At 62.4% G+C, this 19,669-nt stretch carries 13 protein-coding genes; 9 read left to right on the top strand and 4 right to left on the bottom strand.

Annotated elements, in window-relative coordinates; translation table 11 throughout:
• Positions 1 to 151: 151 nt before the first annotated feature.
• Positions 152 to 790: a response regulator transcription factor gene (locus XALGPE39_RS03785; protein WP_045727050.1), complete on the bottom strand. Its 639-nt coding sequence runs from the start codon at positions 788 to 790 to the stop codon at positions 152 to 154.
• Positions 791 to 967: 177 nt separating this feature from the next.
• Between XALGPE39_RS03785 and XALGPE39_RS03780 the strand changes: the two genes are divergently transcribed.
• Entirely contained in the window at positions 968 to 3,997 is a 3,030-nt protein-coding gene (locus tag XALGPE39_RS03780) for a ligand-binding sensor domain-containing diguanylate cyclase (RefSeq protein WP_235429739.1), read from the top strand.
• 186 nt (positions 3,998 to 4,183) lie between these two features.
• Positions 4,184 to 5,215, top strand: coding sequence for a LacI family DNA-binding transcriptional regulator (locus tag XALGPE39_RS03775; RefSeq protein WP_045727049.1), 1,032 nt, complete (start codon positions 4,184 to 4,186; stop codon positions 5,213 to 5,215).
• A 52-nt stretch (positions 5,216 to 5,267) separates the two neighbouring features.
• Here the strand turns inward: XALGPE39_RS03775 and XALGPE39_RS03770 are convergent, their stop codons facing one another.
• Positions 5,268 to 6,608, bottom strand: a complete 1,341-nt coding sequence (locus XALGPE39_RS03770; RefSeq protein ID WP_045728935.1) for an MFS transporter — start codon at positions 6,606 to 6,608, stop codon at positions 5,268 to 5,270.
• Here XALGPE39_RS03770 and XALGPE39_RS16565 point away from each other — a divergent pair.
• The 3 genes from XALGPE39_RS16565 to XALGPE39_RS03760 all read left to right on the top strand — a co-directional run bounded on the left by XALGPE39_RS16565 (position 6,607) and on the right by XALGPE39_RS03760 (position 11,330).
• A complete protein-coding gene (locus XALGPE39_RS16565) occupies positions 6,607 to 6,738 on the top strand; it encodes a hypothetical protein (RefSeq protein WP_255352334.1) in 132 nt (43 codons plus the stop codon). The two genes, XALGPE39_RS03770 and XALGPE39_RS16565, sit on opposite strands and share 2 nt — an antisense overlap.
• A 159-nt stretch (positions 6,739 to 6,897) precedes the next feature.
• Positions 6,898 to 9,360, top strand: coding sequence for a TonB-dependent receptor (locus XALGPE39_RS03765; protein WP_045727048.1), 2,463 nt, complete (start codon positions 6,898 to 6,900; stop codon positions 9,358 to 9,360).
• A gap of 47 nt (positions 9,361 to 9,407) precedes the next feature.
• The gene (locus tag XALGPE39_RS03760) at positions 9,408 to 11,330 is read left to right on the top strand and encodes an alpha-amylase family protein (protein ID WP_082061817.1); all 1,923 of its coding nucleotides are present in this window, start codon (positions 9,408 to 9,410) and stop codon (positions 11,328 to 11,330) included.
• Between the two features lie 699 nt (positions 11,331 to 12,029).
• Here XALGPE39_RS03760 and XALGPE39_RS15460 read toward each other — a convergent pair.
• Complete coding sequence (locus XALGPE39_RS15460; RefSeq protein WP_152624811.1) at positions 12,030 to 12,218, bottom strand: hypothetical protein; 189 nt, start codon at positions 12,216 to 12,218, stop codon at positions 12,030 to 12,032.
• Positions 12,219 to 12,478: 260 nt separating this feature from the next.
• On the opposite strand from XALGPE39_RS15460, the gene XALGPE39_RS03745 reads away from it, so the two are divergent.
• Positions 12,479 to 12,913, top strand: coding sequence for a hypothetical protein (locus XALGPE39_RS03745; RefSeq protein ID WP_045727047.1), 435 nt, complete (start codon positions 12,479 to 12,481; stop codon positions 12,911 to 12,913).
• On the opposite strand, the gene XALGPE39_RS03740 is transcribed toward XALGPE39_RS03745, so the two are convergent.
• Positions 12,903 to 14,414 (bottom strand): MASE1 domain-containing protein, encoded by a 1,512-nt coding sequence (locus tag XALGPE39_RS03740; protein WP_082061816.1) that lies wholly within the window; start codon positions 14,412 to 14,414, stop codon positions 12,903 to 12,905. The genes XALGPE39_RS03745 and XALGPE39_RS03740 overlap by 11 nt on opposite strands.
• 432 nt (positions 14,415 to 14,846) lie before the next feature.
• On the opposite strand from XALGPE39_RS03740, the gene ybaL reads away from it, so the two are divergent.
• From ybaL to XALGPE39_RS03725, 3 genes are all read left to right on the top strand, one after another.
• Entirely contained in the window at positions 14,847 to 16,526 is a 1,680-nt protein-coding gene (gene ybaL / locus XALGPE39_RS03735; RefSeq protein WP_045727046.1) for a YbaL family putative K(+) efflux transporter, read from the top strand.
• A gap of 260 nt (positions 16,527 to 16,786) precedes the next feature.
• Positions 16,787 to 17,518 (top strand): aldolase/citrate lyase family protein, encoded by a 732-nt coding sequence (locus tag XALGPE39_RS03730; RefSeq protein WP_045727045.1) that lies wholly within the window; start codon positions 16,787 to 16,789, stop codon positions 17,516 to 17,518.
• Positions 17,519 to 17,633: 115 nt separating this feature from the next.
• A complete protein-coding gene (locus XALGPE39_RS03725) occupies positions 17,634 to 19,664 on the top strand; it encodes a TonB-dependent siderophore receptor (protein ID WP_235429857.1) in 2,031 nt (676 codons plus the stop codon).
• The last annotated feature ends 5 nt before the right edge of the window (positions 19,665 to 19,669 follow it).

Here is a 19,669-nt window from a genome sequence, read left to right as displayed (position 1 = left end):
GTGTGGATTGCAATACCAACAGAATCGAAGACGATGCCATGCGGGCCAATCCTCAACCCCCGACCGCGCGCGTGGAGCAATCGACGCGCCGATATCGGCGAAGCAGTCGGCCTTGGCGATATACAGAAAATCCCTAGGCCGCAACCACGGCTCACGCCTCACCTTCCGGTTCCAGCGCCTTGACCAGCAGTGCAGCCTGAGTCCGACTATGACATTCGAGCTTCTTCAAAATGCCTGTCACATGGACCTTGACCGTGTTCTCGGCCAAACCCAGTGTGTAAGCGATCTGCTTATTGAGCAGCCCATCGGCCAGGCACAGCAGTACCCGGAACTGTTGCGGCGTGAGTTGGGCCAGACGGGCCGCCAACTGCGCATCGGCCTCCGAACGGGCGACTGTCAGCGGCGGGAACCAGGTACCACCGTCGAACACCGCCGCCACCGCCACCCCGATGGTTTCGGCAGGAGACGACTTTGGAATGAATCCAGCGGCACCGAACTGCTGCGCACGACGGATCACGCGTGGATGGTCGTTGGAGGAAATCACCACCACCGGTACATCCGGGCGCTCGCCACGCACATGCAAGAGCGCCGAAAAGCCACGCGCACCGGGCATCGCCAGATCCAGCAAGACCAGATCGGCATCGGCATGCGCGGCCAGTGCGTCATCCAAGTTGGCAGCGCTTGCCGCCTCCACGACCTGGGCGCGCGGCAACGACTGCCGCAACACATGCAACACAGCAGCCCGAAACAGGGGGTGGTCGTCAGCAACCAGGATCTTCGGCCCATCCATAGCGCATAGTCTGACATGCGCATCGGCGGCAAGGCAGTAACACGCACTCAAGCCAGGGGCCATTCCGGCCGATAATGCGGCGTGAGCACATTTCTCTCCACACTGACCCGCTGTTCGTCGCACGCCATTTACGGCTGCCTGCTAGGACTGCTTTTGACACCGGGTGCAGCCCTGGCGGTGAACAGGACCACGACCAGCAGCCTGGAGCACTTTGGCCTGGACGAGGGCTTGTCGCAACTGACGATCAATGCGTTGCAAAGCGACGACCAAGGATTCCTGTGGGTCGCCACGCAGGAAGGCTTGAACCGCTTCGACGGGCATCAGTTCCGCGCCTACCGGCGTGAACTCGATAGCAGCGAAAAGCAAAGCCTGGTCAGCAGCAGCATCGACAGCCTGGCCTTCGAATCCCAAGGCAAACGCCTATGGGTAGGCAGCAACGATGCCGGGCTGGAGGTGATCGAACTGACCACCTGGCGTCGCCACCGGCTCAATACGACCGATGGGCTGTCGAACAACCGTATCACCCAGATCCTGCTCGATCCACACGGAGGCGCATGGCTCGGTACCGAACGCGGTATCAATCGTGTGGATGCCACAGTGCGCCAGATACGGCAACTGGGCGGGGACACCTCCGTGGTGGGCTTGGATTGGATGCCGGATGGCAAACATGCCGTGGCACTGGACCGAAATTGCCGGCTGTGGCAACTGAGTCCCGACACCCGCCAGGAACTGCCGACGCCACACGGCATCGACGAGTGTGTGGCATTGAAGTCCGGCCCGGAAGGACTATGGCTCGCCTCGTCCAGAGGCGGCCTGTTCAAGCTCGACGCGCACGGTGCCTTGCTGGCGCATTGGACAACAGCGCAACTGCTGACAGACGGTGGCGACCTCACTGCGCTGATTCGGCTCAAGGACGGACGGATACTGGTTGGCACCAGCAATGGGCTCGTCACGCAATTGGGTCCCAATGGCCACGGCCCGCTGCGGCTGACCTTCGACACTCCGGTACACAGCAGCATCACCCGCTTCTACCAGACTTCCGAAGGCAACTGGTGGATCGGCACCTATACCGAGGGGTTGTACCGGGTACGGCCATTGTCGGCGATGATGCGCAACGACGAGGAAAACCTGAACGATACCCACGACTGGCCCAGCACGAGCGTGCGTAGCATCTGGCGCAATGGTGAGCGCATGCTCATCGGCACCGATCAAGGCCTGCTGATGCGCGACAATAACGCCGCCCCCTGGCGCATCCCACCTGGACTGGCGAGCGCGGCGATCCGCGCGCTCGTCGCCGATTCGGACGGTTGGTGGCTGGGAACGCGGCACGGGCTCTGGCATCTGAGTCACGACGGCAGATTGCGGCAACTGGAAGGCCTGTTGGACGAACAAATCAGCGACCTGCTGCTGGAAGGCAACACGCTCTTGGTCGCCACCCGGCGTGGTCTGAACCGTGTGGTCGACGGCCACATACAGGATGACCCGCGCGACGCGCCACTGGCCGGTCATCAGCTGACCCGGCTCTACCGCGATGCCGACAACACGCTGTGGATCGGCTGCAACGACTGCGGCCTGTGGCGCATGCGCAACAATCAGCCTGCCGCGCCCTACCATCCGCAGGGCGCAGAGTTGTATCCCTCGATCTGGTCGCTGTACGCACACAACGGCACGCTCTGGGTGGGCACGTTCTCCGGCGGCCTATACGCCATCGATCTCAAACGCGATACCGCGGTCCGCTACAGCGATCGCGAAGGACTGGGCAGCAATGTCATCTACACGATCCTGCCGGACATGCAGGGACGGCTATGGGTGAGTACCAACAACGGATTGAGTGTGCTCGATCCCGCCACCGGGATCGTGCAGAATCTAGGCCGACGCGACGGGCTGCCAAATCAAGAGCACAACAGCGGCCATGGCTATCGCGATGCACAGGGGATGCTGTACTTCGGCGCCCCCCAGGGCATGGACGTGATCGATCCGAAAATCTTGCCACGCCGCAGTGCGCCGGCACGCGCCGTGCTGACGGATCTACGCATCCTCAATGCAAGCGAAGGCCGTCATAGCGGCGCCAGTTATACCGAGACCAACGTGGTCTATGCGCATCACATCGCGCTGAATTACCGCGATAACGTGTTCACCGTCGGGATGACCGCGATCGACTTCGCCGCACCCGGCAGCGCGCGCTTGCGCTATCGCGTGCATGGGCTACAGCAAGGGTGGATCTATCCACAAAACGCGTACAGCGAACTCTCGGTCAGCCATCTACCACCGGATCGTTACATGTTGGTGGTGCAGGCCGCCGGCCGCGACGGCCAGTTTGGTGACTCACGCGCACTGGAGATCGAGGTACTCCCCCCACCATGGCGGCACCCGCTGGCCTATGCCTGCTACACACTGTTCGTCCTGGTGTTGATCGGTCTGGGATTACAAAGGTTCCGCCGCACGGTCAACCGCGAGCGCGAGATGGTGGAACTGCTCAACCTCACCGTCGCCGAGCGCACGCGCCAACTCGAACACGCCAATCAGCAGTTACTGCAGAGCAATCATCAACTGGAGTCCGTCACCCGCATGGACCCGCTGACCCGCGTCGCCAATCGCCGCGAGCTGCAAGACTGGCTGGCACGCGAGTGCCCCGCGCTACTGAGCGCATTGGAAGATGGCAGCAGCGGCGACGCCTTGTATTTCTTCATGATCGACATGGATAACTTCAAGCGCATCAACGACGACTACGGCCACCTGACAGGCGATGCCGCACTGGTGCATTGCGCGGAGATCTTGCGCGGACTGTGTGGCGAACGCGACCTGTTGGTGCGCTGGGGCGGCGAGGAGTTCATGCTCGTCACCCGCCTCCCCCGAAATGGTGCTGCCGAAACACTGGCCGAACGTCTGCGTGTGGCCGTGGCAACGCACCACCTCGCGCTGCCCGAACGCGAACTGGCGATGACCTGTTCGATCGGCTACGCACCGTGGCCATTCGTCGCCGCCTGGCCGACACTGGGCGACTGGGAACAAAGCGTGGGCCTGGCCGATCGCTGCCTATACGCAGCCAAGGGCGCAGGCAAAGACGGATGGGTCGGCCTGGCGCCTGGACCAGCCCCGGAGCGACCGCGCGTGCATGCGCTGTTGGCAGGCGGTGCTCCGGAAGAACTCGGCGACAACGTGCGCATCCTGCACTCCCCAGAAAAACTGCCGCGCTTCGCGCGCTGAGCGGCCACACATGGCCGGCTTCAGCGCGGACGAGGTGCGCGGCATGCCACCACGACGAGTCCACAGAACTGGCCCAGGTTGCGACACATCCACTGTGTTGGGATAGGCCAACGGTCATTACAGCGCCGTACTACTCGGCTGGCATACACTGCAATTTCAGCCTCACCTGCCGCCTCGCTCGATCGCATGCCCGACAAACCCGAACCCGCTGTGCCCAGCGCGCGTCTGCAGATGGCCGACATCGCGCGCATGGCCGGCGTTTCAGAATCGACCGTCTCGCGTGCACTGGCCGACAATCCGGTCGTCGCCGAGCGCACGCGTGCCTACATCAAGCAACTCGCCAACGAAGCCGGCTACCGGGTCGATCCGATCGCACGCAGCTTGCGTGCGCGACGCTCGAACATCATCTGCGTGGGCGTGCCGCTGATGCACGCGCACGAACAGCCGCTGTCGGACCCCTTCATGATGACCATGCTGGCGCTGCTCGCCGATGCCTTGACCGCGCGCGGCTACAGCATGCTGCTGTCCAAATTGCATCAGCACCAGGACCATTGGGTCGAAGACCTTGCGCGCAACAGCCGCGCCGACGGCATCATCATGCTCGGCCAGAGCCACGAACATGCCGCACTCGACGCCGCTGCGCGTGGCGGTCTGCCGATGATCGTGTGGGGCAGCCGCATCGACGGCCAGGCCTATACCAGCATCGGCAGCGACAACCTGCGTGGCGGTGAACTGGCCACCACGCACTTGATCGAACACGGCCGTCGCCGCATCGCCTTCCTCGGCGACGAGGCACTGCCGGAGGTGGCGCCGCGTTTCGCCGGCTACCGGCGCATGCTTGAGGCACACGGACTGAGCTTCGACCCGCGCCTGCACGCACGCAGCCATTTTCTCAGCGAGGACGCCTATCGGCTGACCCGCGCAATGCTCAAAAAAACCGCGCCGCCGGATGCGGTATTCGCCGCGTCGGACAGCATCGCCATCGGCGCGATCCGTGCTCTGATCGAAGCCGGACACCGCGTTCCGCAGGACATCGCACTGATCGGTTTCGACGACATTCCATTGGCTACCTACAGCCAACCACCGCTCACTACCGTGCGTCAGGATCTCGCTCACGCCGCCACCGCACTGGTGGACGGCGTACTGAGTCTGATCGCGGGCGAAGTCGTGGCCTCGGTGGAATTACCGGTGAGCCTGGTGGTGCGCGACTCGGCGTGAACCGCAGCAATGCCTGGCAATTCGTACACGCGCCGCGTCGCGGCACCAGCCGTCAGTTGCTGACGTCGTTCGCCTGACGTGTTTGCCATCGCGCAACCGGGCTCCTCACCAACAGCATCGCCACCGCCGCCGCCAGCATCAGACCACCCGCCAGACGGATCACATTGCGCGGATCTCCCTGCAACACAGAGTCGTAATACAGCGGCAAGGTCACGATCTGAATCAACATCGGCAGCACGATAAACAGATTGAACAAGCCCATGTACACGCCCGTGCGCTCGGGCGGAATGCTGTTGGCCAGCATCAAATAGGGATTGCCCATCATGCTGGCCCACGCCAGGCCAATGCCGACCATCGGCAGCAACAACAGCCATCGATCGTGGATCGACGGTAGCAGCCACATACCGACGCCCGCAGCAATCAGGCACGCAACATGCGTGAACTTGGGACCGACCCGGCGCGCCACCGGCACCATCGCGAACGCGGCCAGGAACGCAACGAAGTTGTAGAAGCCACCGATCTGACCATTGACCAGGCCCGCCTCGCGGAAACCATGCGAATCGGCCGCCGTGGTACCGAACAGCGTGGTCGACAAGGACAGCACGATGTACTGCCAGTAGCAAAACATCGCATACCACTGAAACAGCATCACCAACGCCATCTGCCGCATCGTCGGCGGCATTTGCCGGATCGCATCGACAATCTCGCGCACGGTAGCCAGTGGCCCGACGGACGCATGCCGCAAGCGTTCCAACGCCTGCGGCGACAACTTCGGCTCACGCACGCTATAGGCGGTGAGCAGGATCGAGACAGCGGAAAACGCCGCGCCGATGGCGAACGCAGCGATGGTGACATAGGGAATGTGATGCGCATTGGCCGCATCCTGGTTCATACCCAACCACACCAGTAGCGGCGGTGTCGCATAGGCCAGTGTCTGAGCGAGGCCGGTGAACGCGCTCTGGGTCAGATAGCCCAATGGACGCTGCGGCTGGGTCAGCACGTCGCTGACCAAGGCACGGTATGGCTCCATCGCCACGTTGTTGGCCGCGTCCAATAACCACAACAAGAGCACCGCCATCCACAACGCAACACTGAAAGGCATGGTCAACAGGCACACACTGCAAACCAGCGCACCCACCACCATGTACGGCATACGCCGGCCCCAACGGGTCACGGTGCGGTCGCTGAGCACACCGACAACTGGCTGCAATACCAGCCCGGTCATCGGGCCGGCCAGCCACAGGTACGGCAAATTGGCGTGGTCCGCGCCCAAGTAGTTGTAGATCGGACTCATGTTGCTCTGCTGCAGTCCAAAGCTGTACTGCACGCCAAAGAAGCCGGCGTTGAGCGCCAGCACGCGCGCGAGCGGAAGCAAGGGGCGATCAGAACGCATGAGCATCAACCTAGATGAGCCAGGTGCGCGGGAGGCACACCGCAGCGGCGAGCGGATGGTGATTTTCCTGCAATCGTTTGTAACGCTGCACCGCAACATCCGCATCATTCAAAAATCAAACAAAAAATAGCTTGATGCTCGATGGCGAATTTTGCTGCAATGCAAGTTGCAATCGATTGTAAGTACGCGTATCTGTCACTCGCCCCACCTTTTGCACGGGGCGTGCCCGCCAACGCTGTCGCGAGCACGGCCCGTCCCACCGTCATCACTTGCTTCGGGAGAGAACGCGATGCACCCCTCTTCAATCCGCCTGCAGACCCTGGCTCTGGCCGTTGCCGCAGCGCTGTCCGCACCAACTGCCGCCCTGGCGCAGCAGGCCACCGCTGCCACGAGCGACACGCCCCAGGCAAAAGGCGATGTGATCAGCCTGGACTCGGTGTTCGTCACCGGCACCGCCACGGCCAAGAGCAAACTCAAATCCAGCGTCTCGGTCAGCACCGTCGGCGCTGAGGCGATCGAACAATCCGCGCCGCGCAGCACCGCCGAGATCTTCCGCAACATCCCCGGCATCCGTTCCGAATCCAGCGGCGGCGAAGGCAACGCCAACATCGCCGTGCGCGGCCTGCCGGTCGCATCCGGCGGAGCCAAGTTCCTGCAATTGCAGGAAGACGGGCTGCCGGTGCTGGAATTCGGCGACATCACCTTCGGCAATGCCGATATCTTCCTGCGCTCGGACTACAGCCTGGAGCGCATCGAAGCGATCCGCGGCGGTTCGGCCTCGACCTTCGCCAGCAACTCGCCCGGCGGCATCATCAACTTCATCAGCAAGACCGGGGAGACCGCTGGCGGTAGCGTCGGCCTCACACGCGGCCTCGGCGGCTACGACAACACGCGGCTGGACTTCGACTACGGCGCGCCGTTCGCCGAACACTGGCAATTCAACATCGGCGGTTTCTACCGCCGCGGCGACGGCGCGCGCGATGCCGGCTACACCACCGACAAAGGCGGCCAACTCAAGGCCAACCTGACCCGGTTGTTCGACAACGGCTACGTGCGCGTCTACGCCAAATATCTCAACGACCGCGCTGCCGGTTATCTGCCCGTGCCGACCCTGGTCAGCGGCAGCGATGGCTCGCCGCACTTCGGCAGCATCAATGGATTTGATCCCGGCACCGATACGCTGTACAGCCCGTACTTCCGCAGCAGCACCACGCTGGACGGTAAAAATCGGCCATCGCGGGTGGAACTGAGCGACGGTATGCACCCGCTGTCGCGTGTGTTCGGTGCCGAAGCGCAGTTCGATGTCGGTAGCGGTTGGACCCTGACCGACAAATTCCGCATCGCCGATACCTCCGGTGATTTCGTCTCGCCATTCCCCGCACAAGTGACAGATGCCGGCACGCTGGCCAGCAGCATCGGTGGCGCGGGTGCCGGCCTGCGCTACGTCGACGGCCCGAATGCCGGCCAGGCTTACAGTGGACTGGCAATGCGCACGCATCTGTTCAACGTCCATCTCAACAACTTGGACAATGCGGTCAACGACTTCAGCCTGGCGCGCGACTTCGGCAACGGCAATGGTGGCAGTCTCAACGTTAAGGCCGGTTGGTACACCTCGCGGCAAACCATCAATGCGGACTGGACCTGGAATTCCTACGTGCTCTCGCTCGCGCACCGCGCGCGACTGCTGGACGTGGTCGGCGCCGACGGCAGCCTGCTCTCGCAAAATGGGCTATACGCCTACGGCGTGCCGTACTGGGGCCTGGACAACACCCGCCACTACGATGTGCGCTACGACATCAACGCGCCCTATCTAGCACTGAGTTGGGATCAAGGACCACTGAGCGTGGACGGCAGCCTGCGCTATGACATGGGCCGAGCGCGCGGCAACACGTCCGGCGGCGCGCTGGTCAACAACGTCGACGTCAATGGCGACGGCGTGATCGAGGCACCGGAGCGCAGCGTGGCGACCATCGACTACGCCAATCGCAAGCCGGTCCGCTACGACTGGAATTACCTGTCTTACTCGTTCGGCACCAATTACCTGATCAACGACGACCTGGCCGCTTTCGCGCGCTACAGCCGTGGCGCACGCGCCAACGCCGACCGTCTACTGTTCGGGGTGGTGCGCGACGATGGCTCGGTTTCTTCCAACGAAGCGGTGAACGTGGTCAAACAACTCGAAGGTGGCCTGAAATGGCGCAGCGGCGGCCTGAGCCTGTTCGCTACCGCCTTCGCCGCACGCACCCAGGAGCAGAACTACGAAGCAACCACCCAACGCTTCTTCGACCGCACCTACAAAGCGCACGGCCTGGAACTTGAGGCCGCCTACCGTATCGAGGGCTTCGGCCTCAACGGCGGACTGACCTGGACCGACGCCACCATCGACAAGGACCAGATCACCCCGGCCAACGCCGGCAACACGCCGCGTCGCCAAGCCCGATTCGTCTGGCAACTGACGCCGAGTTACCGCGGTGAGCGCTACGAGGTCGGCGTCAACGCAATCGGCACGACATCGGCCTACACCCAGGACAGCAACCAACTGAAAATGCCCGGCTACACGCAGGTCAATCTGTTTGCCGACTATCGCATCACCGATGCGTTGACCGTCTCGCTCAACGTCAACAACGTGTTCAACACCTTCGGCCTCACCGAAGCGGAGGAAGCCTCGATTGCCGATGCCTCCTCCAACATCATCCGCGCGCGCTCGATCCCGGGCCGCACCTCCAGCATCAGCCTGCGCTACGACTTCTGACCAAGGACTCGACGTCCGCGCCCCGCACGGGGCGCGGTCTCACTCCCATGACTGTTTCCTCTCCCGACACGCTTCCCCTTCTCGCCGCCCACACACTGTGGCAGCAACACCTCCACGCGGATGTCGCCGCGACAGTGCTGCCGCGCCTGCAACTACACGGCGAGCGCCTACTGGCGCCATTGCACGCGCTTTACGGCAAGCACCCAGCGTTTGCGCAATGGATGCCACAGTGGCTCGAACAACTCGCCAACGCCGCCAACGCACGTCCACTGGACCTGCGCCGGCTGGATGTCGAGCGCGCACCCGACTGGTTCGGCACACCGGCAATGCTCGGCTACAGCGCCTATGTAGACCGCTTCGCCGGCACCCTGAGCGGAGTGGGCGAACGTGTACCGTATCTACAGGAACTAGGCATCCGCTACCTGCACCTGCTGCCGTTCCTGCGCGCGCGCGCGGGCGATAACGATGGCGGCTTCGCGGTCAGCGACTATGGCCAGGTCGAGCCGCGACTCGGCAACAACACCGACCTGATCGCACTCACCACACGCCTACGCCAGGCCGGCATCAGCCTGTGCGCCGACTTCGTCCTCAACCACACCGCCGACGACCATCCCTGGGCACTGGCGGCCAAACGCGGCGACTCATGCTACCTGGACTACTACCACCACTTTCCCGACCGTGGCACGCCCGACCGCTACGAACAGACCTTGGCGCAGGTATTTCCGCATACCGCGCCAGGCAACTTCACCTGGGTGGAAGACGCCAATGCCTGGCTGTGGACCACGTTCTATCCCTACCAGTGGGATCTGGACTGGAGCAATCCAGCGGTCTTCGGCGAAATGGCATTGGCACTGCTGCACCTGGCCAACCTGGGTGTGGAGGTGTTCCGCCTGGATTCCACCGCCTACCTGTGGAAACGCCCAAATACCGACTGCATGAACCAGCCGGAAGCGCACACGATTTTGCAGGCACTGCGTGCGCTCACCGACATTCTCGCCCCAGCAGTGCTACTGAAGGCCGAGGCCATCGTGCCGATGGCGCAACTCCCACCCTACTTCGGCACCGCCGCCACTGGCGGCCAGGAGTGCCATCTGGCCTACCACAGCACGTTGATGGCCGCTTGCTGGGTGGCGCTGGCCGAGCAACGCGGCGACATCGTGCACAACGCGATCGCGCATACGCCCACACTGCCGCCGGCCTGCGGATGGCTGAGCTACGTGCGTTGCCACGACGACATCGGCTGGAATGTGCTGCAGCGCGAAGCCGCTGGCGGCGATGGCGTGGCACCGTTCGCGCTGACACGCGTGGCGCAGTTCTACGCCGGCAAACTCCCAGGCAGCTATGCGCGCGGCGAAGCATTCCAGAGCAGTGGCGAAGGCGTGCACGGCAGCAACGGCATGAGCGCGGCATTGGTCGGTATCGAAGCAGCCTTGGCCGCCAGCGATATCGCCGCACTGGAACTGGCCGTGCGCCGCCTGGTGCTGCTCTATGCAGTCGCACTGGCGATGCCCGGCATTCCACTGCTGTACATGGGCGACGAACTGGCGTTGGGTAACGACACGACTTACCGCGAGGATCCGCTGCGCCACCATGAAGGCCGCTGGTTGCATCGCCCGATGATGGACTGGGCGCGTGCCGCGCAACGCCATGACAGCAATCAGCTTGCTGGGCAGGTTTATTCCCGACTGCGTCGCCTGATCGATGCACGCGCGGGCACTGCGGCCCTGGCCGCCGACCAGCCGCTGCGCGCTGTGCCGCTACGCGATCCGGCCTTGCTTGGCCTCGCCCGCGGCGAGGATTTTTTCGCCATCTACAACTTCAGCGCACAACCTGTGGCGGTGAAACTGACGGCGATCACCGGCGAGGGCATATGGCAGGCCATCGCCGATGGCGGCAACGATCCTGCAACGCTGGCGGACTGGGATGACACCCTCCCCGCCTACAGTCTGCGCTGGTGGCGGCGCGGCTGAGCACAATCGCCGTCTCCTCCAGCAATACGCAACGCTTTGCTCTCCCCACGCGCGACCAAGCACTCCCTGCAAGAAAATATCGACTCAACCCGATGATTGTCTGAGTTACTGCATCAACCCGAACAGTGGCTGACAACACATCGCAAGTCACTCTCGAATCGGTACGCACAGCGCACAGGAACCGCCGTGTTCAGCGGCACATGCGGATTTCGAGCACTGCGCGTACCGATCCGGCAGCGATACCGTTGTGTTGTTAGTGACTCTAAATAACCGCGCATTGAATCGCCCAGGGTTCTATAGGCACTCATGACCCTGGCTGCGCGTCGCGCCGCTCACACGCTACAGGCGATCGGTCGCTGTTAGAACCGCGGCGGCGTTTGGGCTGTACAACATCTGGATGTCGTCAAACGCGGCGGCACATGCGTCATCCTGCGTTGGATAGATCACTCGGCTCATCCGCGAACCGTTGAGCAGGCCGAAGAAGCTCTGCACGGATGTAGTGTCGCGGCAGTTTCCGCGACGACTCATGCTGCACACCAGTCCATGGGACACATTCTAGATGTCGCGCTCCTCGGCGACACGGCATCACTCCGCCTTCAGGTGCCGAACCTTAGCGCATTGATCGCGCTCGGCCCGCTGCACGATGCCGGACTTACCGAACTTACCGAGCCAAGCGTCGCTGCACACTCTCGCGCCTAATCATTCGGCCACCTCCACCACCTTGAATTCGGGATCGGCCACCTGACAGGCCGCCTGTCTTTCGAATTCATCCTTATACGGCTTGCTGTTCGCACACACCTGCGAACTTGCCATTTTCCATGCGATGAGATGCCCCGAAAACCCTGAGCAATTCAAACCGAATTTTCGAGGATTTTGCAGAGGCTCCATCAATACCCCCTGCCGCAGACACCGCCCCTGAATTTCCCGCAAGACAGCAGCGATATTTTCAGAGCTGATAATTCCTGGATTTTTTACGCGAAATTTCGCGACACATCATAAATGAGTAGATGCACATCTCAATAAATGATGGCTCATATCACAAGTATTGCGCCGCCAATTACTTGTCGACGGCCTTTTAGTGCGATTCGCGTAATGTTTAATCGCCTGAATGACAGGCAAAAACTCCCCAATGGGGCAAGGAAATAGTTATGTTGAAAACTTCGAAAACCGTCCTGATTGCCTCGAGCATCGTCCTTTTCTCGGCACTGATTGTCGCTGCCGATGCGCAGAGTTGCTGCCCAGGAGGTGGAAATGGTTCTCCAATCTCCACGAATGGTTTCGGCGAGAGTGCACCTGCGGCGGCTAATCTTTCCAACAACCCATCCGTGCGCATCTATCAATTCGAGCGCAATGGCGTGACATACCTGCAGATCAACGACGCCACCGGCCAGGTGCGCGGCGCGATCGCGCGCGTTAACGACATCGCGTGGGTGACACCGATGGGTAAAGACGTGGATGAGGTGAAAACTGTCGAGAAATTCGACAAACTAAATGGCACAGTCGTCAGCAATACCCGCTACTTCACTGTCCAGGTCGCCAATGGCGCACACGGTGACGCCTGGACTGTCACCATCAAGAAATAACCAGCTTCTCCAGTGGTTCGGATACCAGAAAACTGAGTTTGCGCTCATGACGGCGCCGGCAGGAGCCGTCATGAGCCTTGAGCCGGTTGGCCAGCTCGTCCTCGATCTCACCCACATGACGCTCCGTGGTCTTGCCTCCCGGCATGCTGGGGTCAGCCTCAATACTCAACATGACCCCGCGCCGGCCATTGGCCGTCCACACCCTTGCAGCAATCCGATGACGTCCTGCACTGGGCAAAAGCTCCATTGCGTTGAACACGCAGCGGTAGGCGGCCAGTTGCAAACCAATCGACAGGCTCCGCGAATCGCCACGCAAGCGCTTCTCCACTTCGGTATCGCACGAATTGGCGAACGCGAGGGAATCCAGCGCTCCGTATAGACCATGCGTTTCGATTTCCAGCGGATACAGCGCAGCCACATAATCGTCCAGCAACTGCGCCTGGATGACTCCAGTGCGGTTCATCTCCATGGCCGCGGCGTAGTGACCGTGCTGCTTCAACGACATCGCGATGTCACGGCGCAGCTTATTGATGTGGATGTGAATATCGCTGTATTCGATCACCCGATTACGCAGGGTGCGTTCGGCTGACATATAGCTGGCCTGGGCGACCTGCAGCGCCTGTTGCTCGGCAAACCCGAGCCGCCGAGCCAGATCCAGCACACCGGAGATCCTGGTCCCGAGGATGAACAAAGTGGTGCTGCCGAAGGCGACCAGCATCTGCACGTAGAACGTATCCAAATCGAAGGCACCGATACGATGCACCTTGGGCAGAGACATCGCGACCGCGATGTCGGCCAGCACGATACCAATCGCGGCACCGCGCCAATGATGCGAAAGCGTCAGCCAGAAACCGGGAACGATCATCAGCACCAGCAAGAATTGCCGCACCACGCCGGCAGGCGTATTCATCGCCAGGCAATACAAGGCCACGATCAGGACCGCCGCGATCAAACCATCATGGATGAGACGGCGTGACACCAGCATCGGACCTTCACGGCGCACCCACAGCAGCGCAGGCAGTACGAATACAAGAATGCCCAGATAGTTACCTATCCAGAATTTCAGGGCATTCTCCAGATTAATGTAGTTTGCAGGCCCGTCGAAGAGCCAGTTCAACGCCTTGTTGACCAACACGCCCCACAACGACATCGCCAGGACGACCAGCAGTAGACGTTCCTGCCATACCAACCTATCCGGGACGCGCCGACGAAACCACAGCGGCAGTATCGCCGACATCGGCATCAGCAGGAATGGACTGAGAAACACCCATGTCGCGCTCTCGCCCTGATCGATCATCGGTGCGCGCAAGACCAGCAACGCTGCCGCGTCGCCGAGCAGCAGATAGGGCCACAGTCGCAACGGGACGAACAGCAGCGTAGCCGCGCGCAAACCAGCCGGCAGGAACCATTGGTCCAACGACAGATTCCACACCGCCAGATAGACCGCGCAGTAAATGGCGCTCAGCAAGATTCCATTCGCGAAATTTTTTAATCTAGCCATGCCACATTGGTCCTGGCGGTATTCCGAATTGGCGCAAACATACACGACAGCATCGCGCAAACCAGTAGACATTTTACCCCCTACAAAACCCTGTAATGTCTTTCCTGACAGGGAGTTGCAGAAGACCGGCAGGTGCATGCGATGAGGTTCTCAGCATTAACACCGCTGCCATCCCAGTAGAGCCACAGCTGCGGTCAATGACGCCATACACACCACACACTGTCGCAACCACCACGCCCTGCAACGCGCACCGCACAATGGGTCAAGCCGCGCCCCCACAATTCGGGCCATGAACAGCCGAGAAGCCCCGCCATTCAGCACCCCAGGCGGTGCGCGATGCGACGCGTGCGGCACCCCACCCGCCACCTACCAATTTGCCGACCACAGCCGCATCGGCGACACTCAATGGCACTCTCTGTTGCAAAAATATGAATGAACCACGACACCGGCCTCATCGACATCATCGCGGTCGGGCTCGGCTTGGCATTCCTGCTCGGCACGCTCGCCCACCGCCTCAAACTCTCGCCGCTGGTCGGCTATTTGCTGGCCGGCATCTGTGTGGGGCCGTTCACTCCCGGCTTCGTCGCCAACCAGGGGCTGGCGCATCAGCTGTCCGAGCTGGGAGTGATTTTACTGATGTTTGGGGTCGGCCTGCACTTTTCGCTCGAAGACCTGTTGGAAGTGAAATGGATCGCGATCCCCGGCGCGCTGGCGCAAATCGCGGTCGCGACCCTGCTCGGCTGGAGCCTGGCCTACAGCATGCATTGGCCGACGCTGCACGGCTTGGTATTTGGCCTGGCGCTGTCGGTCGCCAGTACGGTGGTGTTGCTACGAGCGATGGAGGAACGGCGCTTGCTGGAAACCCAGCGCGGACGCATCGCGGTCGGCTGGCTGATCGTGGAAGATGTGGTGATGGTGCTGGCGCTGGTGCTGTTGCCCGCGCTGGCCGATGCCCTGGGCGACAAAGGCGCCGACATTGGTTCGGTCCTCGACACACTGGGCCTGACTGTGCTGAAGATGGCAGCGTTCGTGGCGGTGATGTTGCTGGTGGGCCGCCGCGTCATTCCATGGGCGTTGGAGAAAGTAGCCGCGACCGGCTCGCGCGAATTGTTCACGCTGTCGGTACTGGCAATCGCACTTGGCGTGGCGTTCGGTTCGGCCACGCTGTTCGGGGTCTCGTTCGCGCTGGGGGCCTTCTTCGCCGGCATGCTGCTGAAGGAGTCCGAGCTCAGCCATAAGGCCGCCAGCGATTCGCTGCCGCTGCGCGACGCGTTCGCCGTGCTGTTCTTCGTCTCGGTCGGCATGCTGTTCAATCCGCACATTCTGCTCGAACATCCATGGCAGGTGCTGGTGACGTTCTTGATCATTACCGTGGGCAAGTCACTGGCCGCCTTCCTGATCGTGCGCGCATTCGGCCACCCCACCCGCATCGCCCTGACCATCTCCGCCAGCCTGGCGCAGATCGGCGAATTCTCTTTCATTCTCGCCGGCCTGGGGATGCGCCTGGCGATCCTGCCGGAGAACGGGCGCGATCTGATTCTGGCCGGGGCACTGTTGTCGATCATCGCCAATCCGTTGCTGTTCAGCTGGCTGGACCGGTGGCAGGCACGTCAGGCCGCACAGGCACCGGTCACGCCGGAACCGGAACTGCCCCCCGGCCCATCCCTGGACGTGGCCGGACATGCCATCGTGATCGGCTACGGCCGGGTCGGCAGCACGCTGGCCGCAGTGCTGCGCACCTATGGCGTACCGGTATTGGTGGTCGACGACAACCGCGAACATGTGGAGCGCGCCCATGCCGACGGCCTCCCTGGCATTCGTGGCAGCGCCACCGCCGACCTTGTCCTGGCCGAGGCGCACCCGGAAAAGGCCACAATCGCGATTCTGGCGATCCCGCAGCCATTAGAAGCCGGCGAGGCGCTGGTCAAGCTGCGCGCACTGAACCCGGAGCTGACCCTGCTGGCGCGCGCCCACAGCGATGCCGAGGTCAAGCACCTACTCGACCATGGCGCCGATGGCACCGTGATGGCAGAACGCGAGCTGGCCCACTCGCTGGCGGACATGGTGATGGCGACACCGCCATATCGGGCATTGCGCAAGGCAACGCACTGAGGCCAGGGGCTGAGCCGACCTGGACAAGCAGAACCGGAGTTGGGAGCCGCCTGCCCGCAGCCTTGGAAGCATCACACCATCGCACACGCATGCACCGGGCTGCGCTCAATCTGCCACAAAGCCGATGTCCGCCCACGCAGACAAACGACCATGGCGCACAGAAATCGCCGGCGGGGCTTTCATAAAAGCCAATCATATTGATAAGCGTTATCGTTTATGAGAGAGTAGGGATTCTTTCCCACTGCCGCTCGCCTTCCCCCATGGCCTGCAAGATCGGGTTACTCAATTCCATCCCAAGCCCCCTGCTGTGCGAGATGTTCGGCCATGTCGGCTACGACTTCGCCGTGCTCGATCTGGAGCATGTCCTGCGCTCGCCGACGGAACTGGAGCACGCGATCCGCGCCTGCGAACTGGGCAACTGCGAAGCGTGGGTGCGGGTACCGGAGGTCGATGCCAAGCTGATCGGCCGGGTGCTCGATGCCGGTGCCCGCGGCGTGGTGTTGGCTGGACTAGAAAACGCCGAACAAGCCGAGCGTGCCGTGGCCGCTGCGCACTTTCCGCCGCATGGCCGACGCGGCATCAGCGGCGGGCGCGTCACCGGCTTCGGCAGCGTCTGCTTGACCGACTATCTCCAACGTACCCACAGCAGCGTGCGTGTGGTGCCGATGATCGAAAGCGCGGCGGGCGTGCATGCTCTGCCGCAGATCTTGCAGGTCCCCGGCGTGTCGCTGGTGATGGAAGGCGCGCTGGACCTGGCGCTGGATTTGGGGCTTGGTCCGCAGCCAACCCATCCGCAGGTTTGGGCGCATCTGCTGGCAATCGCCGCCACCTGCCGCGACGCCAACGTGCCGTTTTGCCCCAATCCACGCGATGCAGCGCAACGCCGACACTGGCTAGCGCAAGCGGATCTGCAATGGTTGTTCGCTGGCGAAGATCGCGCGCTGCTACAAACCGCATTGCGGCAGCACGCGACCGATCTACGCAATCACTGAGCGCCCTCCTGACGTCTTCATCATGAGCACGGCATTTCCTCCCGCGTTTTTGTCCATCGCCATCGCACTCGCCCCATCGAGCGGATACGCGCAGCAGGCGCAGGACCTCGACAAGATGCACGACGCACAGACGCAGATCCAGCAGCTCGATGCAGTACAGGTACAGGGCAACCTGCTCGGCCGCGCCAGCGCCGAAGACGTGCAGCACTATGCCGGCAGCCGGCAGCTGATCGACAACGCGCAACTGCGCGGCTTCGCCAACCGCTCGCTGGACGACGCGCTGCAGCAGGTACCGGGCATCAAGATATTCGACGAGACCGGAACCGGCGCGCTGCCGCAGATCATGCTGCGCGGCCTGTACGAGAGCCGCAGCGGTCGGGTGCAGGTGCTGGAAGATGGCATTGCGTTGGCACTGGCACCCTACGGGCAAACCAGCCTATCGCTGTTCCCGGTCGACCTGAACCAGATCGACCGGATCGATATCGTGCGCGGCGGCGCGGCAGTGCAGTACGGCCCCAACAACGTCGGCGGCGTCATCAATCTGATCAGTCCAGACATTCCCAGCACATGGACCACCTTACTGAAACAAAACCTCACAGCTGGCGGCGCTGGACATTTCCTCGGCAACAGCGCGATCAGCACCGGCGGCTATGCCAACGACCACGTTGGCCTGCAACTGGACGCGAACTGGACCAAGGGCGATTACTGGCGCGACCACAGCGCCACCGACATCAAGAACCTGCGCCTGCGCACGCAATGGTGGCTGGCGCCTGACAAACTGCTCAAGGCCAGCGTACAGCGCTACGTCGCCGACATGGACCTCGCCGGTGCGCTGGCACCGGCCGACTACCGCCACAACCCACGCCAATCCACACGCCCGTTGGATACCTTCAGCGGACGCACCACCCGCACCTCGCTGGTCTATCAACAGGACTTCGGCGACCTGGGGCCGTTGCAGGATTTGCGTCTGGAGTGGAGCAACTTCAGCGCGCGCAGCAGCCGCGACTTCGTGGTCGGCCTGCGCCAGGATTCCTCCGAGACCTGGCGCGCGGACCTGCCGCCGCAACTGCGGCAGAGCGCACCGCGCGACTTCCGCGTCTACGGGAGCGAGCCGCAACTGCACTGGAGCATGGGTAACAGCGCACTGCGCCAACACTGGACACTCGGCGCGCGGGCGATCAACGAAGACATCGACTTCCTGGTCGGCACTACCCGTCTGCGCGACGGCGTCTATACCCTGATGCGCGATTGGCGCTTCAAGGACCATGGCATCGCCGCTTACATCAGCGATGCCATCGCGCTGGCCAATGACCGCATCACCCTCACCCCGGGGCTGCGCTACGAACAGGTCGATGCGCATTACGACAACCTCGCCAACGGTGCGCGCACGCGCAACAAGACCAGCGACGCCCTCCCCGGTGTAACTCTCGGCGTGCAGGCCAACCCGCAGTGGTATGTGTACGCCGACGCACAACGCTCGCTGCGCGCGCCGCAAGTCACCCAAATCATCTTCGGCGACAACCTCGACGCCGAGCAGGCCTGGAACTACGAGGTTGGCGCGCGCTACCAACCCAACGCGCATACCTACGTGCAGTTCGGCGGCTACCTGATCGACTTCGACAAGCAGATCCAGCTCGACAACACCACGCGCAGCTACCGCAACCTCGGCAAAACCCGCCACCAGGGCAGCGAGGTGGAACTGCAGTGGAGCCCAGCACGCTTGCCCACACTGACCTTCAACGTCGGCTATGCGTATTTGGACGCATACCAGCAATCGGGGAATGACGACGGCAAGCGCGTGCCTTACACCTCACGCAACCAGTTGACGCTCGGCGCCTGTTACCAATCCGGTCGCACCACGGTCACGATGTCCAGTTACTATTTCAGTCGCGCCTTCAGCGATGCCGCCAACAGCGTGCAGGAAAACGCGATTGCCTCGGTCGGCGCGCTGCCCTCGTATTGGGTGTGGAACGCACGCGTGAGCCGGGTGCTCAGCGAAGCCGACGGCCACCAGCTCAGCGCTTGGCTGGCAGTGAACAATCTATTGGACCGCAACTACTGGTACCGCGGCATCGACACCAGTCCGTGGGGACGCCAGCCCGCACCTGGCCGCAGCGTTACTTTCGGCCTGCAATACCGCTTCTGATCGTC

Source organism: Xanthomonas sp. GPE 39 (genome assembly GCF_000963005.1).
Classification (GTDB): Bacteria; Pseudomonadota; Gammaproteobacteria; order Xanthomonadales; family Xanthomonadaceae; genus Xanthomonas_A.
Note: the sequence above shows the minus strand (reverse complement) of the source record. Positions and strands in the feature narration are given on the sequence as shown.